Origin of the sequence: Clavibacter michiganensis subsp. insidiosus (assembly GCF_002240565.1) — a bacterium.
In the GTDB taxonomy this organism is placed as follows: Bacteria; Actinomycetota; Actinomycetes; order Actinomycetales; family Microbacteriaceae; genus Clavibacter; species Clavibacter insidiosus.
Window position 1 is genome coordinate 111,531 of record NZ_MZMO01000001.1, and the last position, 16,286, is coordinate 127,816.

Annotated in this window: 17 protein-coding genes and 1 pseudogene; 7 read left to right on the forward strand and 11 right to left on the reverse strand. The window is 72.9% G+C overall.

What is annotated here, in order from left to right:
- The first annotated feature begins 127 nt into the window (after nt 1-127).
- From B5P21_RS00630 to B5P21_RS00640, 3 genes are all read left to right on the forward strand, one after another.
- Complete coding sequence (locus tag B5P21_RS00630) at nt 128-685, forward strand: GNAT family N-acetyltransferase (protein ID WP_080939241.1); 558 nt, start codon at nt 128-130, stop codon at nt 683-685.
- Nucleotides 686-787: 102 nt separating this feature from the next.
- Nucleotides 788-1,420 carry a hypothetical protein gene (locus B5P21_RS00635; protein ID WP_045526124.1) on the forward strand — a complete coding sequence of 211 codons (633 nt, stop codon included), beginning with the start codon at nt 788-790 and terminating at the stop codon, nt 1,418-1,420.
- Nucleotides 1,417-1,773 (forward strand): hypothetical protein, encoded by a 357-nt coding sequence (locus B5P21_RS00640; RefSeq protein ID WP_045526121.1) that lies wholly within the window; start codon nt 1,417-1,419, stop codon nt 1,771-1,773. Before B5P21_RS00635 ends, B5P21_RS00640 begins: the two co-directional genes overlap by 4 nt.
- Before the next feature lie 318 nt (nt 1,774-2,091).
- On the opposite strand, the gene B5P21_RS00645 is transcribed toward B5P21_RS00640, so the two are convergent.
- Both B5P21_RS00645 and B5P21_RS00650 read right to left on the reverse strand, forming a co-directional pair.
- Nucleotides 2,092-2,499, reverse strand: a complete 408-nt coding sequence (locus B5P21_RS00645) for a pyridoxamine 5'-phosphate oxidase family protein (RefSeq protein ID WP_052663147.1) — start codon at nt 2,497-2,499, stop codon at nt 2,092-2,094.
- A complete protein-coding gene (locus B5P21_RS00650; RefSeq protein ID WP_052663146.1) occupies nt 2,496-3,386 on the reverse strand; it encodes a universal stress protein in 891 nt (296 codons plus the stop codon). The genes B5P21_RS00645 and B5P21_RS00650 overlap by 4 nt, the downstream gene beginning before the upstream one ends.
- 140 nt (nt 3,387-3,526) lie before the next feature.
- Between B5P21_RS00650 and B5P21_RS00655 the strand changes: the two genes are divergently transcribed.
- Entirely contained in the window at nt 3,527-4,030 is a 504-nt protein-coding gene (locus B5P21_RS00655; RefSeq protein ID WP_246865229.1) for a universal stress protein, read from the forward strand.
- Nucleotides 4,027-4,416, forward strand: a complete 390-nt coding sequence (locus B5P21_RS00660; protein WP_045526120.1) for a hypothetical protein — start codon at nt 4,027-4,029, stop codon at nt 4,414-4,416. Before B5P21_RS00655 ends, B5P21_RS00660 begins: the two co-directional genes overlap by 4 nt.
- A gap of 16 nt (nt 4,417-4,432) precedes the next feature.
- On the opposite strand, the gene B5P21_RS00665 is transcribed toward B5P21_RS00660, so the two are convergent.
- The 6 genes from B5P21_RS00665 to B5P21_RS00690 all read right to left on the reverse strand — a co-directional run bounded on the left by B5P21_RS00665 (nt 4,433) and on the right by B5P21_RS00690 (nt 10,458).
- Entirely contained in the window at nt 4,433-5,104 is a 672-nt protein-coding gene (locus B5P21_RS00665; RefSeq protein WP_045526118.1) for a BON domain-containing protein, read from the reverse strand.
- A 154-nt stretch (nt 5,105-5,258) separates the two neighbouring features.
- The gene (locus B5P21_RS16995) at nt 5,259-6,146 is read right to left on the reverse strand and encodes a universal stress protein (RefSeq protein WP_080939239.1); all 888 of its coding nucleotides are present in this window, start codon (nt 6,144-6,146) and stop codon (nt 5,259-5,261) included.
- A 98-nt stretch (nt 6,147-6,244) separates the two neighbouring features.
- Nucleotides 6,245-6,805 (reverse strand): universal stress protein, encoded by a 561-nt coding sequence (locus tag B5P21_RS00675; protein WP_052663145.1) that lies wholly within the window; start codon nt 6,803-6,805, stop codon nt 6,245-6,247.
- A 66-nt stretch (nt 6,806-6,871) separates the two neighbouring features.
- Complete coding sequence (locus B5P21_RS00680) at nt 6,872-8,593, reverse strand: L-lactate permease (RefSeq protein WP_045526116.1); 1,722 nt, start codon at nt 8,591-8,593, stop codon at nt 6,872-6,874.
- A 3-nt stretch (nt 8,594-8,596) separates the two neighbouring features.
- The gene (locus tag B5P21_RS00685) at nt 8,597-9,550 is read right to left on the reverse strand and encodes an L-lactate dehydrogenase (RefSeq protein WP_094170642.1); all 954 of its coding nucleotides are present in this window, start codon (nt 9,548-9,550) and stop codon (nt 8,597-8,599) included.
- Complete coding sequence (locus B5P21_RS00690) at nt 9,547-10,458, reverse strand: universal stress protein (protein WP_165770590.1); 912 nt, start codon at nt 10,456-10,458, stop codon at nt 9,547-9,549. The genes B5P21_RS00685 and B5P21_RS00690 overlap by 4 nt, the downstream gene beginning before the upstream one ends.
- A 123-nt stretch (nt 10,459-10,581) precedes the next feature.
- On the opposite strand from B5P21_RS00690, the gene B5P21_RS00695 reads away from it, so the two are divergent.
- Nucleotides 10,582-12,333, forward strand: a complete 1,752-nt coding sequence (locus B5P21_RS00695) for a sensor histidine kinase (protein WP_133064144.1) — start codon at nt 10,582-10,584, stop codon at nt 12,331-12,333.
- Complete coding sequence (locus B5P21_RS00700) at nt 12,330-12,968, forward strand: response regulator transcription factor (RefSeq protein WP_045526109.1); 639 nt, start codon at nt 12,330-12,332, stop codon at nt 12,966-12,968. The genes B5P21_RS00695 and B5P21_RS00700 overlap by 4 nt, the downstream gene beginning before the upstream one ends.
- A 746-nt stretch (nt 12,969-13,714) precedes the next feature.
- Here B5P21_RS00700 and B5P21_RS00705 read toward each other — a convergent pair.
- The 3 genes and pseudogenes from B5P21_RS00705 to B5P21_RS00715 form a co-directional block, all read right to left on the reverse strand.
- Nucleotides 13,715-14,199: pseudogene (locus B5P21_RS00705) on the reverse strand (DUF4411 family protein).
- Nucleotides 14,199-15,356, reverse strand: a complete 1,158-nt coding sequence (locus tag B5P21_RS00710; protein WP_094170645.1) for an ImmA/IrrE family metallo-endopeptidase — start codon at nt 15,354-15,356, stop codon at nt 14,199-14,201. Before B5P21_RS00710 ends, B5P21_RS00705 begins: the two are co-directional and overlap by 1 nt.
- 313 nt (nt 15,357-15,669) lie before the next feature.
- Nucleotides 15,670-16,269, reverse strand: coding sequence for a DoxX family protein (locus B5P21_RS00715; protein ID WP_094170646.1), 600 nt, complete (start codon nt 16,267-16,269; stop codon nt 15,670-15,672).
- Nucleotides 16,270-16,286: the final 17 nt, after the last annotated feature.

The following is a 16,286-nucleotide window of genomic DNA, read 5'->3' on the forward strand; positions in this document are numbered from 1 at the left end:
CGGGCCTTGCGGGCCAGCGTCACGTCCGCCACGGTGGACGCATGTCGTCGAGATGAGCGCCCGCCCCGCTCCCCCTCCACCCGCGCCCGGCCGCTCGGCCCGGCGCACCTCGACGACAGGACCCCGCATGCCCGCGCACCCCGCGCCCACCATCCGCGCATACTCCCCCGCCGACGAGCCCGGCTGGATCCGCTGCCGCGCGCTCTCCTTCCTCGGCTCGCAGTACTTCGACGACGTGCAGCCGCACCGCCCGGAACCGGCCGAGCCGTCGGTCGCGCTCGTCGCCGTCGATCCCGACGGCACGATCGTCGGGATCCTCGACATCGGCGTCGAGGGCCGCCTCGCCACCATCGACACCGTCGCGGTCCACCCCGACCACCAGGGCCGGCGCATCGCCACGGACCTGCTCGACGCCGCCGTCCCGCTGCTCGCGGGCACCGGCGCGACCGAGCTCGACGCCTGGACCCGCGAGGATCCCGCCGCGAACGCCTGGTACCGCCGCGTCGGCTTCGTCGAGGGGACCCGCTACCTGCACGTCTTCATGGGCGAGGGCGACGACGCGACCGGCTTCACCACACCCGACCGTCAGCCCTACCGTGGTTCCCAGACGAATGACGGCTGGCTTGTTCGGTCGCGATCACCACATGTCGATGATTGCGTTCGCGTGCCAGTGCAGCTGGTTTAGTGCGGTGACTTGATATCTGGCGCGAATCTGACCTGCATCAGGTGCCGTGTGCTGTCCAGACCGGCCCGCTCACCACAGGAGAATTGTCTCGAATAGAGGGCGATGACCATGGGAAAATCCACGGAGCGCATGAAGCGACGCGTGAGGGACGGAGCGATCGCGGCGATTCTGATCGGCCTGTTCAGCGTGTCCGGGCTTGCGGCCACGCCGCCCGCGTCTGCAGCTGATGGCGCCACCGTCGTCGGGACCGAGACTGACGCCGCCGGCCGGACGATCGTCCTCCGACAGGGGACTTACGACGGGGCCGTCGGGTTCGGCTGGAGCAAGATCCAAAAACGCCACGCCATCTTCAGCAAGAACTCCATCGGATATGTTTTGAAGAATCCCGATGGCGGGGTCGCAGAGGGGGAGGACCGGCGCTATACGGCTTACGCGAATGAGATCACATGCACTGACGAAGAGACCTGCACGGTGACGGACTCGCGCGAAGTTAGGGTCATAAACAAAGCCGCAGCGTACAACGAGTACTACGGCGTCGCTTTGGGCGGGCAGGAGGTAGGGATCATCACGGCATACTGCATCAACCCGGACGGAGCACTCACCTGTCCCGCCTGGGTAGACCTCGCGATCGGAGTGAAGAAACCGACCGCCGCGCGCCTGTCCGGGGAATCGCCCACTTCCACTTCCACTTCGTGGTCCTATGAGCCTCTCGCTATCGGGGAGGAGGTCAAGTGAAGGACGACGGTGAGCTGTTCGTCGAGTCGATCCGTGAGCGGTTCTTGGCGACCCCCGGCCTGGCACCGGAGAAATCCTGGGTGGCTGGCCGAGCTCTCGCGGATGGTTCGGCCGTCGTCCTCTACCGGTCCCTGCAGTCCTCCCGGTTGATCGGTCGCCGCTGGTCGCTGGAGGAGCTCGCTGCATCCTTCTCGCCGAACGACGCCCGAAGTCTGGCATCGGCGGTGTTCGCCAACGAGATCGGCGAGCCGGACGGCCCGACCGTGTCGCTGGCGTGCGACTGGGCGGACGGCCTCGTCGACGATCCTGCGGCGGTCGGGTGGGTCGTGAACAGGTGGACCCACGCGGGCTGATCATCCCACCGCCGAGGTCTCTGAAACCCACCAGTCGACGGGTGCTCTTGGGACATGGGACGGATGGTCCGCGCGGCGAGAAGTCCAGGTCGCCGACCACCGTCTGGCCCACCGCTAGGAGCGCGAAGACGGCGACGAGGACCCGGCGGGTCGTGCGGATGCGGACGTCGGGGTCGGAGACGGGTCGGGTCATGCCTCGACCGTACGCGGCAGCCGACGCGCGCGACCGCCTGCACGGGCGGACGAGCACCCTGCCCGTCCGCCCTGCTCACGGCTGCGCAGGGGTGGGGGATGGAGCCCCCGCGCGGCCGTGGTCCGTCACGCCACGGGATGCAGGGGCGCGCCGAACATGCGCCCCGTCATCACCACCGGCGAGATCTCCACCCGGTGCGAGCGGCCGAGGTCGGTCGACGCGGGGGCGATGCGCGGGGCCGCGGGCGCCCCGTCCGGCACGAGCCGCGCGACGCCGCGCACGACGACGCTCCACGTCTCGATCGGACCGGGCTCGTCGACCTCGAACACGACGTCCTGGCCGCGGTCGAAGGCGGCCTGCTTGGTGCCGCCCGAGTTGCGGATCCGGATGGCGCCGTCGACGATCGCGTAGTCCACCGGGAACAGCTCGATGCGGCCGTCGGCGACGAACGCCATGCGCCCCACGGACCGCTGCCGGAGGAGCGCCAGGCACTGCTCCGGGGTGAGGTACTCGGTGAAGCCCTCGCGCGTCATGAGAGCACCGCCGAGACGGGTGCGGTCGGGTGGACGACGACCACCGGCAGCGGCGCCATCGCGACGAGCGTCGCGCTCACCGACCCGAGGAGCCGCCGGACCAGCGATCCGTGGCTGTGGCTGCCGACGACGAGCATGCGGGCGCCGGCGCTCTCGCGGACGAGGGCGAAGTACGGGTGACCGGCGACCGCGCGGCGCTCCACGGGCACGTCGGGCGTCTCGTCGGACGCCTCGACGACCGCGTCCTCGAGGAGGTCGCGGTGCTGGGTGCGGACGATCTCGCGCAGCTCGTCGGCGGGCACGTAGATCTGGTCCCACACGTACGGCTCGGTCCAGACGTGGACGGCGGCGACGCCGACACGATCGCGCTCGGCCTCGTGCTCGCCGAAGCGGAGGGCGGCGTGGGAGGAGCGGGTGCCGTCGACGCCGACGACGATGCCGCCCCCGACGCCCTCGGCCGGATCCCAGTCCGCGGGGATCACCGCGACCGCGCGGCACGACCGGGTGGCCAGGCGCTCCCCGATGGGCATGCGGCGGCGCAGGCGCGAGCGGCTGACGCTCGCCCCGCCGACCACGACGAGCGTGTCGGGCGACGACCAGCGGGAGAGCACGTCCTCGGGGGATCCCGTGAGGGCCTCCCCGCGGATCCGGAGCTCGGGGTGCGCCCGCGCCTCCCGACTGACCCGCTCCTCGACGGCCGTGCGGGCGGCCTGCACGCCGGGTGCCGCGCCGGGATGCCGGACGTCGGCGCGCGTGCGCTCGACGGCCGTCACGACGACGATCTCGCCGGTCGCGCCGCCGTCCTCCTGCTCCCGGGCGACGGCCCACGCGAGGGCCGCCTCCGATGCCCGGCTGCCGTCCCAGCCCACGATCGCCATGCGCGTCATCGGGTGTCCCTCCGTCGGTGGATCAGGCCCTCCGGCCTCCCCTCCAGGGTGCGCCGGCGCTCACGCGACCCACAGGGCCGTTGGTCCCGCGGGGACCTTCGGCCCTGCCGGGCGCATCCGCCGCGTGGATACCGTCGCGCATGACCTCCCCCATGGAATCCCCCGCACCGCGCGCCGACGCGCGGCCCCTCCTCGTCGGCGTCGACGGATCCCCCGCCTCGCTCGTCGCGCTCGACCGCGCGATCGTGATGGCCCGGGCCCTCGACGCCCCGCTGCGGCTCGTCGCCGCGTGGCAGATGCCCGTGCAGTACAGCGGCTCCGGCATCGTCGACTGGTCGCCGGAGGAGTTCGCGCGCACGATCGTGGACGACGCCGTCCGCGCCCGGTTCGGCGCCGACGTGCCCGCGTGGCTCACGACCGAGCTGCACCAGGGCGGTGCGGCGAGCGTGCTGATCCGCCTCAGCCGCGAGGCGCAGATGCTCGTCGTGGGCAGCCGCGGGCACGGCGGCTTCATCGGCCTGCTGCTCGGATCCGTCAGCTCGGCCTGCGCGGAGCACGCGAGGTGCCCGGTGCTGGTGATGCACGACGAGCCGGCGGCCGCCCCGACCCCGGCACCGCCCCGCGTCCGGACGGCCGTCGCGTGAGCGCCGCCGCGGGACTCGCGAGCGCGGGCGCGCCGCCCGTCGTCACGGCGGCGATCACGGGGCTCGAGGACGATGCGGTGCCCGCGCCCGGGCCCGCCGACGTCGACCGTGGGGCCGCGGGATCCGACGGCGAGCGCTTCGTCACGCTCGCCTCGAGCCCGCATGCCGCCGACTGGGGCCGCGCCCTGTCGCGCGCGCTGGAGTACATCACCGTGAAGGTCGCCCTCCGGGACGGCGTCGCGGAGGCCGACGCGCTCGTGGGCCGCACGGTGACGCTGCACGTGGATCCCGCGGGGCACGGCGTGCGCATCGCCGTCGAGCTGGTGCCGGTGCCGGCCGCCGACGCGGCGGGGCGCGAGCCGGAGCTCGACCTCGGGATCGGCTGAGCCGGTCCGACGCGCCTCAGCGGTCGACGCGGATGGCGTCCACCACGTGCTCCACGTGCGGGGACGCCCACGCCGCGGCGACCGCCTGCTGCCGTTCGTCGTCGGATCCCACGCGGCCGCTGAGGGTCACGGTGGTGCCCTCGGCCGCGACGCGCACGCGCTCGGCGTCCACGGTGGCGCTGCGGATGAGGGCGTCGCGGATCCGCCGCTCGGTGTCGCCCGCGGCCGCGCGCGGGCTGAGCGCGATGCCGTCCACGACCGACGAGACGCCGCGGATCCCGCGCACGACCCGCGCCGCCGCCGCCCGCTCGTACTGCCACTCGACCGTGCCGCCGAGCGTCACCTCGTGGCCGGACACCGTCGCGTGCACCTCGGGCGGCACCTGCGAGCTCCAGGCGAGGGCCTGCTGGACCTTCTTCGCGAGGTCGGTCTCGGTGCTGGTCCAGGTGTACGAGCCGGGGTGGATCACGAGGTCGTCGACCACCGTCGTGACGCCCGTCGTGCGGAACGCGGCGCGCACGGCGGCGTGCTGGCGGCCGAGGTCGTCGACCTCGCCGGAGAGCGTGACCACGCCGTCGACGACCGCGACGCCGATGCCCGGCGCGTCGACCTCGGGCGTCCAGGCCAGCTCGTCCTCGACCGATCGGCGCGTGACCTGGTCGGTGCTGCGGTTCTCGATCGTGGTCACCTCGGGTCCTCCCCCTCGGGGCGCGCGTGGCGCGGTGGTCGGCACGCACCGCATCGACGCTGATGCAGCACGCACCGGACCGTCTCATGCGCGGCGATGCGCGACCGGGACCAAGGTCCCGCGGGACCTCCTGCCCCGACCGGCTCGTCGCCGGTCAGGCGCCGGCCCACGCGGGTGCGTCCGACGCCCGGCTCCCGTCGCCGAGGGCCTCGGCTCCGGCGCTCACGGGATCCTCGTGCTCGACGCGCGGCGCGTGCATCACGAGCACGGGGCACTCGGCGTGCTCGGCGCAGGCGGAGCTGACGGACCCGAGCAGCAGCCCCGCGAACCCGCCGTGCCCGCGGCTGCCGACGACGAGCATCTGCGCGTCGCGGCTCGCGGCGAGGAGGACGGGCGCCGCGGGGCCCTCGACGGTCGCCGTCGTGAGCCAGGTGGGCGGCGCACCCCCGAAGCGGGCGGCCACGGACGCGTCCATGCGGCCCTGGGCGTGGGCGGCGGGCGTCCACTCCGCGAGCGGGAAGCGGGCGAAGGCCATCGGGTACTGCCACGCCGCGACGAGCCGCACGGGCACCCCGAGCGATCCCGCGATCAGCAGGGCCCGGTCGACCGCCGACTCGGACGCGGCGGATCCGTCGAAGCCGACCGCGATCGGCCGGCTGTCCCAGCCGGCCGCGGGCCGGGTGGCGGACGGCACGACGCCGACGGCGGCGGACGGGACGGCGGCGGACGGGACGGCGGACGGCGAGACCTCCCCCGCGGAAGCCCGATTCCGCTCGCTCACGAGCCGACCCCCCGCGCGGTGCACGACGAGGTTCCGCAGATAGCCGCGGATGGGGACGCCGGGACCGACGATCGAGGCGTACGCGTCGCCCGCGAGCTCCCTCACGTGCTCGTGCGAGGCCGGCGGGAAGCGCCGCTCGAGGGTGGCGGTGGCATCCACCACGACCGCCTCGCGCTCGCGGTCCACGGCCACCCGCCCTCGCGCGGCGGCGGCGGATGCCGGCACGAGCAGGCGGGCGGCGGACGGGAGGTGGACGGACATGGGGTCTCCTGACGGACGGGGCGGCCGCGTCGGCCGCATCACCAGGCTCGCGCCCGACCGCTGCCGCCCGTAGAGGCGGAGGTCCCGGCCGTCTGCGGTCACGCGCGCGGATCCCGGGTGCGGGGCACGACGAGGATCGGGCAGCGGGCGTGGCGCACGCAGCGCTCGCTCACCGACCCGAGCACCATCCCGGCGACGCCGCCGAGGCCGCGTGAGCCGACCACGAGCATCCGCGCGTCGTGCGACAGGGCGATGAGGGTCTCGGCGGGCTGGCTGAGCACGCTCCGCAGGTGCACGTCGAGCTCGGGGTGGCGGCGGATCCGCGACGCCGTCTCCGCCCGCAACCGCTCCTCGACCATCTCGCCGATCTCCGCGAACGACGCCGCGTAGCCGTCGTGGAACACGGCCCCGGACGGCGCCGTGTCGATGGACCACGTCCGCACGACGGCCACCGGGGCGCCGAGCGCGGCGGCCAGCTCGAGCGCCTGGTCGAGCGCGGCCTGCGCCTCGGCGGATCCGTCGTGGCCGACGACGATGCTCCCCGCGGGGATCGCCGGCTGCGCCGCGCGGTCGGGATCCGCCGCGGGAGCGTCGGCCGCACGCCCCGCTCGGGTTCCGGGGCGAGGTGCGTCGGCGAGGGGCGTGCTGCGCGATGTCATGGCCCCATGCTGGATCCGCGCCCGCTGCCCGGCCAGGGCCGATGGTCCCCCCGGCCGGGCGCCGGCTCACCCCGGCAGCAGCTGCGAGAGCCCGAAGGTCCAGAGGCTGAGCACCACGAGGATCCCGAGGCTGTAGCCGATGGACGCCCGCAGGATCTCGCTCTCTCGTCCCGTGAGGCCCACGGCGCCGGCCGCGATGGCGATCGACTGCGGCGATATGACCTTCCCCGCCGCGCCGCCCGCGGTGCTCGCGGCCACGAGCAGCGTCGCGTCCACGCCGATCCGCCCGGCCGTCGTGGCCTGCAGCTGCGCGAACAGGGTGTTCGCGTTCACGACCGAGCCGGTCAGGAAGACGCCGACCCAGCCGATCACGGGCGCGAGCAGCGGGAACCAGGATCCGGCGCCCGCGAGCGCGCCGCCGATGCCCGCGGATCCGCCGGAGAGGTTCGCGATCTGGGCGAGCACGAGGATCGCGGCGATGAGCACGAGCGCCTTCCCCAGGTCGCGCCCGGTGCCGCGGAGCTGCTCGAGCACCACCGCCCGGGTGAGCGCGCGGGAGGTGAGGGCGGTGATCACGACGGCCAGGAGGATCGCGGTGCCGGTCGCGCCGATCGGCGTCCAGCTCCACGCGTTCGCGACGACGGCGCCGCCCGCGGTCGTGATCCGCCCCGTCACGCCGGGCATCGGCACCGTGACGACCGCCCAGGCGAGCGGGCCGCCGGGTGCGGAGAGCGCCTTGAACGCGGGCGTGCTCCAGACGAAGACGAGCACGGTGAGCACGTAGAACGGGCTCCACGCGGCGAGGACCTCGCGGGCCGTGTGGCGGGCGGGCGCGGGAACGGCGGGCGGCGCGACGGCGACCGGCGCGGTGAGCGTCGCGGTCGCGGCGGATCCCCCGGAGCGGCCGGCGTCGCGGACGGCGCCCCCGCGGGCGGGACGGCCCGAGACCGCGCGCGCCTCGCCCTCGACGAACACGTGCCGCGGCGTCCACACGAGGCGCAGCGCGGCGAGCGCCACCATCCCGAGCAGCCCCGGCAGGATCGCCGCGAGCTCGGGCCCGAGGAACAGCAGCACGGCCGCCTGCGTGCCGCTGAACACGAGCGTCACGACGAGCGTCGCCGGCCAGGTCTCGCGGAGGCCGCGGAACCCGTCGAGGATCACGACGAGCAGGAACGGGATGAGGAGCGTGACGGGCTGGAGGATGAGCGCGAGGTCGCGCGAGAGGTCCATCACGTCGATCCCGCCGACCTGCGCGCCCACGATCACGGGGATGCCGACGGCGCCGTACGCGCCGGCCGCGAAGTTGGCGACCAGGCTGATCATGGCCGCGCGCACCGGCCGGAAGCCGAGGGTCACGAGCATGGCCGCGCAGATCGCGATGGGCACGCCGAACCCGGCGACGCCCTCGAGGAACGCGCCGAAGCAGAAGGCGATGAGGAGCACCTGGATCCGCTGGTCGGGCGAGATCGCGGCGATGGACGCGCGGATCACGTCGAACTTCCCGCTCGCGACCGCCAGCCGGTAGAGCCAGACGGCCATGAGGATGATGTACGCGATCGGCCAGATCGCGCTGAGCACCCCGAGGAGGCCCGCGCCCGCGAGCGCCGGGATGGGCATGCCGAACATCCCGAGCGCCACCGCGACCTCGGCCACGAGCGCCACGCCCGCGGCCTGCAGCCCGGTGAGCTTGAGCACCACCAGGCAGACGAGGAACAGGAGGATCGGGATCGCGGCGACGAGCGCCGAGAGCCACGGGACGCCGAGCGGGTCGGGATCCTGGATCCACATGGCTCAGGCCCCCACGGTCGCGAGCACGGCGGTGAGCGCCTCGGCCGAGACGGCCAGCTTCGCGAGCTCCGAGGCGGAGAACGGCGTGCTCCGGATGGGGGTCGCCCCGTGCGCGCCGACGATCGACGGCACGGACAGCGCGATGCCGTCGATCCCGTGGAAGCCATCGAGCACGGTGCTCACGGGCAGCACGACGCGCTGGTCCTGCAGGATCGCCTCCGCGATGCGCGCGCTCGACAGGCCGATGGCGTGGTTCGTCGCGCCCTTGCCGCGGATGACGCGATAGGCGGCGTCGCGCACGTCGACGGCGATGAGCTCGAGCTCCTCGACCGTCATGCGCGGGTGCCCCTCGGTCTCCCACTCGAGGATCGGGACCGTGCCGATCATGGCCTCGTCCCAGAGCGCGAACTCGGTGTCGCCGTGCTCGCCGACGATGTGCGCGTGCACGCTGCTCGTGGAGACGCCGGCGCGGCGCGCGAGCTCCCAGCGCAGCCGCGAGGTGTCGAGCACGGTGCCGGAGGAGAAGACGCGCGAGCGCGGCAGGCCGGAGACGCGGGAGGCGATCACGGTCATCACGTCGCAGGGGTTCGTGACGAGGAGGTAGACGGCGTCGGGCGCGACCTCGAGGAGGCCGGGCATCATGCCCTCGATGATCCCCGCGTTCACGCCCGCGAGGTCGGTGCGGGACTGGCCCGGTCGCTGCTTGGCGCCGGCCGTGATGACGACCACGTGGGATCCCTCGGCGACCCGCAGGTCGGATCCGCCGTTGATCTCGCTCGCGCCCGTGAGCTGCGTGCCGTGCGCGAGGTCGAGCACCTCGGCCTCGACGCGCTCGGCGGCGATGTCGTAGAGCGCGACGTGCCGGGCGGATCCGCGGATGAGGGCCGCGTACGCGACGCTCGCGCCGACGCTCCCGGCGCCCACGACGGTGAGCTTGCTGTTCTCTCTCGTGCTCATGCTCGGGCCTCTTCGGTCTCGGTGGTGCGGGGGTCGGTCTTCGGGGTAGGGGTGCCCGGCAGGATCATCACGGGCACGTTGGCGTTGATGAGCACCTCGTGGAGGGTGCCGCCGATGCCGGGCGACGGCGTGCGGCGGGACCGGCCGATCACGAGGAGCGCGCGGTCGCGGGCCAGGTTGAGGATCGCCTCGGCGGGGCGCCGCGAGGTGAGGTGCCGGGTGACCTCGAGGCCGGGATCCACCTGGTGCGCCACGTCGAGCGCGCGGTGCAGCACCTCGTCGCCGCGGTGGCGCGCGTCGGCGCCGCCGTCCTGCGGCACGGCGTGGACGAGGCTCACGCGGCAGCCCGCCTGCGACGCCTCCTCGGCGCCCGCGCGGGCGAGCGCGTCGGACGTGGCCGTGCCGTCGAGCGCCACGACGACGCCGTCGCGGAGCCGGAGGTCGGCGGAGGGCACGACCACGAGCGGGCCGGGCACGAGGGAGGCGAGCTGCACGCTGCGCACGCCGTAGAGGCGGCCGCGGGCGTAGCCGGTCTTGTCGGATCCGACGACGAGCACGTCGTCCGCGCGCACCGCGGCGGCGAGGGCGGGGGCGACGGCGCCCGTGACGAGGCGGGTGGTGACGGCGAGGCCCGGGTGGGCGGATGCGACGCGCGCTGCCGCCGCGGAGAGGAGGGCGCCGAGGTCGCGCGCGCTCTGCTGCGCGTAGGCCACGCCCATCCCGCCGGCGTCGTCGTCGACGACGCCGACCAGCTGCACGTCGCCGCCGGAGCGGATCGCCCGGTCGACGGCCCAGCCGAGCGCCGTGACGCTGGCCGCGGATCCGTCGTAGCCCACCGCGCAGGGCGCCGCGATCCGGGCCGGGGAGCCGGCGACGCGGGTGCCCTCGACGTCCGTCCGGGCTGTCATCGTCTCGTCCACCGTGGTCCTCCTCCGCCTAGCAGGTGCTAGGTTTCGAGCGTCGCGCGGCCCGGCCGGGTGACGTAGGGCCGGAGGTCCCGTGGGTCGGCCGGTCATGGGAAGAGGCCGCACGTGCGCACCGATCCGCCGATGGGCTTCCCCGACCTGCCCCGCTCCGCGCTGGAGAGGTCCATCGCCGACCTCGTCGAGAAGGCGGGCGACGTCCTCCAGTCGCAGGGCCGGCTGCGGAACCTGCTCGCCGCCACGCGCGCCATCGCCGAGGACCTCGACCTCGAGGACGTGCTGCGGCGCATCGCCCAGGCCGCCGTCGACCTCGTCGGCGCCCGCTACGGCGCCCTCGGCGTCATCGGGCCGGACGGGCGGCTCGAGCAGTTCATCCACGTGGGCATCGACGCCGACCTGGCCGCCCGCATCGGCCACCTGCCGCGCGGCCTCGGCGTGCTCGGCGCCCTCATCGACGACCCGGAGCCCGTGCGCCGCGAGCACCTCGCCGACGACCCGCGCTCGGCCGGCTTCCCCGCGCACCACCCGCCGATGGACTCCTTCCTCGGCGTCCCGATCCGCGTGCGCGACGAGGTCTACGGCAACCTCTACCTCACCGACCGCGCCGACGGGCCGTTCAGCCCCGAGGACGAGGAGCTGCTCACGTCGCTCGCGGCCGCCGCGGGCGTGGCCATCGACAACGCGCGGCTGTTCGGCGAGTCCGAGCGGCGGCAGGGCTGGGCGCTCGCGCAGGCGGAGATCGCGTCGGCGCTGCTCGACGAGGACGGCGACGACCCGCTCGGGCTCATCGCCTCCTCCGTGATCCGGCTGACCGACGCGTCCGTCGTCGCCGTCGTCGCCCGCACCCCGTCCGGCGCGTTCGCGACCGAGGACGCCTGGGGCGAGGACGCGGCCGACTACGTGGGCCGCGTGTTCAGCGCCGAGGAGACGCCGGCCGCCGGCGTCATCGCCTCGGGCCTCCCGGCGCTCGCGCTGGGGCTCGCGCACCCGGGATCCCCCGACGGCGAGCGCTCCACCGGCAGCGCGATCACGGTGCCGCTCGCCCGGCCCGGCGGCCTCGACGCGGCGCTCGTCGTGGCGCGCGCGCCCGGATCCGCCCGCTTCGCCGACCTCGACCTCGACCTCATCGCCGACTTCGCCGCCCACGCCAGCGTCGCCCTCGAGCTCCGCGGCGCGCGAGCCGCCCGCGAGCGCGTCGCCCTGCTGGAGGACCGCGGGCGGATCGCGCGCGACCTGCACGACAACGTGATCCAGCGCCTGTTCGCCGCGGGGCTGTCGCTGAACGGGATGGACGTGCACGCGGTCGCGCCCTCGGTGCACGCGCGGATCGAGGCGGTGCAGACGCTGCTCGACGACGCGATCGCCGAGATCCGCACGTCCGTCTTCGCGCTGCGCGCCAGCCAGCCGCGCGCCGCGGGCGCCCGGCACCGGCTGCTCGACGTCGTGAGCGAGGTCGCCGGCTCGTTCCCGACGCCGCCGCGCATCGTGTTCCACGGGCACGTCGACGAGGTGGTGGCGGGCGACCTGCTCGACGACGTGGAGGCCGTGGTGCGCGAGGGCCTCGCCAACGCCGTGCGGCACGCCGACGCGACCGCGGTGGTCGTGGAGGTGGGCTGCACGCTCGACGCGACGACCGTGCGGATCTCCGACGACGGCCGCGGACCGACCGGCCGCACGCACGCCAGCGGCATCCGGAACCTCGAGGCGCGGGCGGAGGCGCTCGGCGGATCCAGCTCGCTGGCCCCGCAGGACGCCGGCGGCGCGGTGCTCACGTGGAGCGTGCCGGGGCCGGCGGCCGTCGCCGCCGGGGCTGTCACGGCCGTCGACGGCGCGCCCGAGGCCGCGGGGCGGACCCGATGACCCGCGTCTTCCTGCTCGACGACCACGAGCTCGTGCGCCGCGGCATCGCCGACGTGATCGAGCGCGCGGACGACCTCGAGGTGGTCGGCGAGGCCGGCACCGTCCGCGACGCCGTCGCGCGCGTGGAGGCGACCCGGCCCGACGTGGTGGTGCTCGACGTGCGGCTGCCCGACGGATCCGGCGTGGACGCCTGCCGCCGCATCCGCTCGCGCCACCCGGGTCTGCCGTGCCTCATGCTCACGGCGTTCGACGACGACTCCGCGCTCGAGGCCGCCGTGCTGGCGGGCGCGCAGGGCTGGCTGCTCAAGGACATCCGCGGCGCCGGCCTCGTCGACGCGATCCGCCGGGTCGCCGCGGGCGGGCAGCTCATGGACCGCGAGGTGGTGCGGCGGGCGCGCGCCCGGATCCTCGCGCCGGCGGCCCCCGCGGGCGAGCCGCACCTGACCCTGCGCGAGGGCCAGATCCTCGCGCTCATCACCGAGGGGCTCACCAACCGGCAGATCGGCGAGCGCCTCGGCCTCGCGGAGAAGACCGTGAAGAACTACGTCTCCGGTCTGCTGGAGAAGATCGGCGTCGAGCGCCGCACGCAGGCGGCCGTGTACGGGATGACGCACCCGCGGCGGCCGGGGGCCTGACGACGGCCGACGCCCACGGCCGCGCTATCAGTCGTTCTTGTCCACTCCCTCCCACCAGCGCGGCTCAACTTCACAGTCGAGACAGACCTGATTGGGTACGTGGCTCGTGCCGTTGAGGAGCCGGATGCCCGTGACCGTTGCGGTGCCATGTGTGTTCGTATTGGGGTCAAAAAGTTCAATTGCGGACCCAATGGGCAGAGGCAGGCGCCCATCCAACCACGCCACCTGGCGCGAGCGAGTCAAGTCGAGTACAAGGGTCTTATCATTTAGGGCCCACTCGGGGGCAACTCCATCTTCATACTTGCCTTGACTGTAGACCTCGAAACGAGAGCCTGTCGCGAATTCCGGAGCAGAGTGGAGAAAGTAGCGCACGCGACGAGGGACACCACTTACCCCAGGAGCAGTATGCGCTTACTGCGCATGATGGATTATGAGGCTATGCCGGTAGGCTCCACGGGGACTATTGACGATCAAGGCTCCGCAGCACAAGTACACCGCGCGGAGAAGCGCCTGTATGTGATCAGGCGCCACTTTGAAGGCAGTTGGATGCGGAGGGTTTGGGTACGAGGAGCGGGCTCAGGGTGGCGAGTCGCCAAAGAAGAGCAGCTGATCCCAGTTCACTACTCCGATGATTTTCAGGAAGCGATCAATGACGGCATAGCGCTCAGCCGATTGACGACGGGATGGAGTCACGCTGAGGGACTTTCAGCCCATCTCGCTGTTTGCGAAGATGCGCGGCAAAGCGGTCAGGCAGCGCCGAGATCTAATCGCACCGAGCGGGAGCGAAGCATGGCGAACGTCGTGCAGTAGGGAACGCCGAGGGCTCGGCATGCGTTGGGGATGAGTATGCGCTTCCGCGCATTCGCCTGATCTCGTGCGTGACGACGGTGTGGCCATGCGCAGCGGCATGAGCGACGAGGTAGTAGTCGGCCACATCCAGGAACTCGTCGACTGCCGCCTGGGTGAACTGACCGCTACTTGCCCAGGTCGCGAGCTCTGCAAGCTTCAGAGCCGTCTGCTGATCCGCGGACTCGAACATGTCGGGGTGAGCGCGGGCCCATCCGGCCAGTTCGTCGGCTCCGGCGACAAGTTCGTCGTTGACCTCCTCGATGCTTCCGATCACGCCGGCGTCTGCGTCGGCCTCGAGCCAGTCCCAGAAGCCTGGCGCGAGATCAAAGGCGTAGTACCTGTTCTTGGCCTCGATGAAGACGTTGGTGTCGAGGAGGTACATCACGCGACTCCCAACTCGTCAGCGAGCTTCCCGAACGTCTCGGGCTTCGCTGTCCCAAGAAGCCGGTAGGCCTCTCCATAGGTGGTCCGGCCGCCTCGGGCATCGGCGACGACAGCACGCGCGAACCTGCGACCTAGACGCAAAGGCTGCGTCTTGTAGAAGTTTCCCCCGCTGATTCCGTCCTTCGCTTTCCTTGCGAACTCCTGCACCCTGGCGAGCTCTTCCCGGTACCACATCCGGTAATCCTCCCGCCCGATGAGCTGCGTGTCGTGGAGGCGACGCAGCACCACGAGCGTGCTCACCCGGTAGAGGACAGCGAGTCGCTGAAGCTCGCTAGCGTCGGCTACACCTCTGAACACTCCAGGGAGCGTCGCCTGAGGTACCAAGACCTCGGCGGCGATCTGATTGCACCACCGTTCGTGCTCGTCGTGATCGAGGCGATCTACGCCCGCGTCAGAGAGCGCGGATTCCCCGGCTGCGATGTGGGCCAGTTCATGCACGATCGTGAAGATCTGCGCTGCCTTCGCGTCCGCGGCATTGATGAAGATCAGAGGTGCGAAGTCGTCGACGAGAGCGAATCCGCCGAACTCGACGGGATCCAGCACCCGGTGCGTATCAGCACCGACCACCCCGTTGACGGATACAAGCACGCCCGCGTCCTCGATGAGGTCGATGAGCTGCCGGAACGCCGCCTCCCAACTTCCGAACGCGCTTCGCCGATCCATGCCGAAGCCGATGGCATCTCGAATGCGTTCGGCAACCGGCTCGACTGGGTCGCCCACGGACGCGGAACCAACGAGTGGAACAGGCTCGAGACCATGCGCGACGGCGAAGTCGCGGAACCACGCCTGGCGGCGCTGACACAGGTAGATCGTGTCTCGAAGGTCGGGAGACAGATCCTCGCGCTGCGCGTCACCGCGAGTCCGGAAATCGGGGATCGGGATGGGCTCCGCGGGAGGAGTTTCGAGCATGAGATAGCCGAACGGCACATGGGCGGCGTGAGCGAAAGACTGCAACTGCTGGAGAGTCGGTGCGGGATCGGCGACCAACCACTGCTCGAACCGCGGGAATCGGCCGTGAACCGTGTCCTCGCCCCACCCGGCACGCTTGACTGCCCAGCGCAGAACCTCCGCGCTCACTGGGATGCGGACGCTCATCGCGTCCCCCTTTCCAGCTCACAACGCGTTCGTCACATCGTAGGCGGACCGTGCGACAAACAGCCCGGCCACCTGTCTCGGCAGCCGATCCCTCGTCGGACGCCACTCCCTGCAGAACGTCGCCTTCACCGTCGGCGAATGGGTCGGCGAGCACCAGCACGTGATCGCCGACCACCGCCGCCGCTTCGACGCCGCGGCGGCGCCTGCACCCGGGTCCGCCTGATCTCGGCTCCACGAGCGTGATCGGGCTCCCGCACACGCACGACGACGGGCCGGGACCCTCGGGGATCCCGGCCCTCCCGTGCGGAGCGCGCTACACGAGCCAGCGCTGCGACCGCACGATCGGCAGCCGGCGCCAGGCCCGGCCGAGCCCGAAGGTGTCGCCGGCCGACAGGTACGCGACGACGATCAGGGCCAGCGCGTAGACGATGTGGTAGTCGACGAGCGGGTTGGTCGAGGCGGCGTTCGCGGCGAACGGCCACTCGGCGAGGTACATCAGCAGCATGACGCCGGTGCCGACGACGGCGCTGACGCGCAGGCCGATGCCGAGGATCACGGCGAGCCCGGTGCCGAGCATCGCGAGCATGAAGAGCACGTCCACGAGGGGGTTCGCGAGCCCGGCGAAGAACGGCGCGAGCGGACCCGTGACGGCCGGGCTGGTGAGGAACCCCTGGGCGGGAGTGCCGCCGTTGACCCAGGCGCGCTCCACCGGGGTGGAGAAGCCGAGGCCGAAGGTCTTGTCGAGGAAGGCCCAGAGGAAGACGAAGCCGGTCGCGATCCGGAGCACGGCGAGCGCGACGCGGCCCCGCTCCGTGGTGACGCGGGTGCGCTCGTCGACGGCGAGGACGGGGGCGGCGGCGCTCGTGGTCCGTCCCGCCCCGGCTGCGGTGGTGGTGACGGTGTGGGCGGTCATGGTCGTTCCCCTTCGGC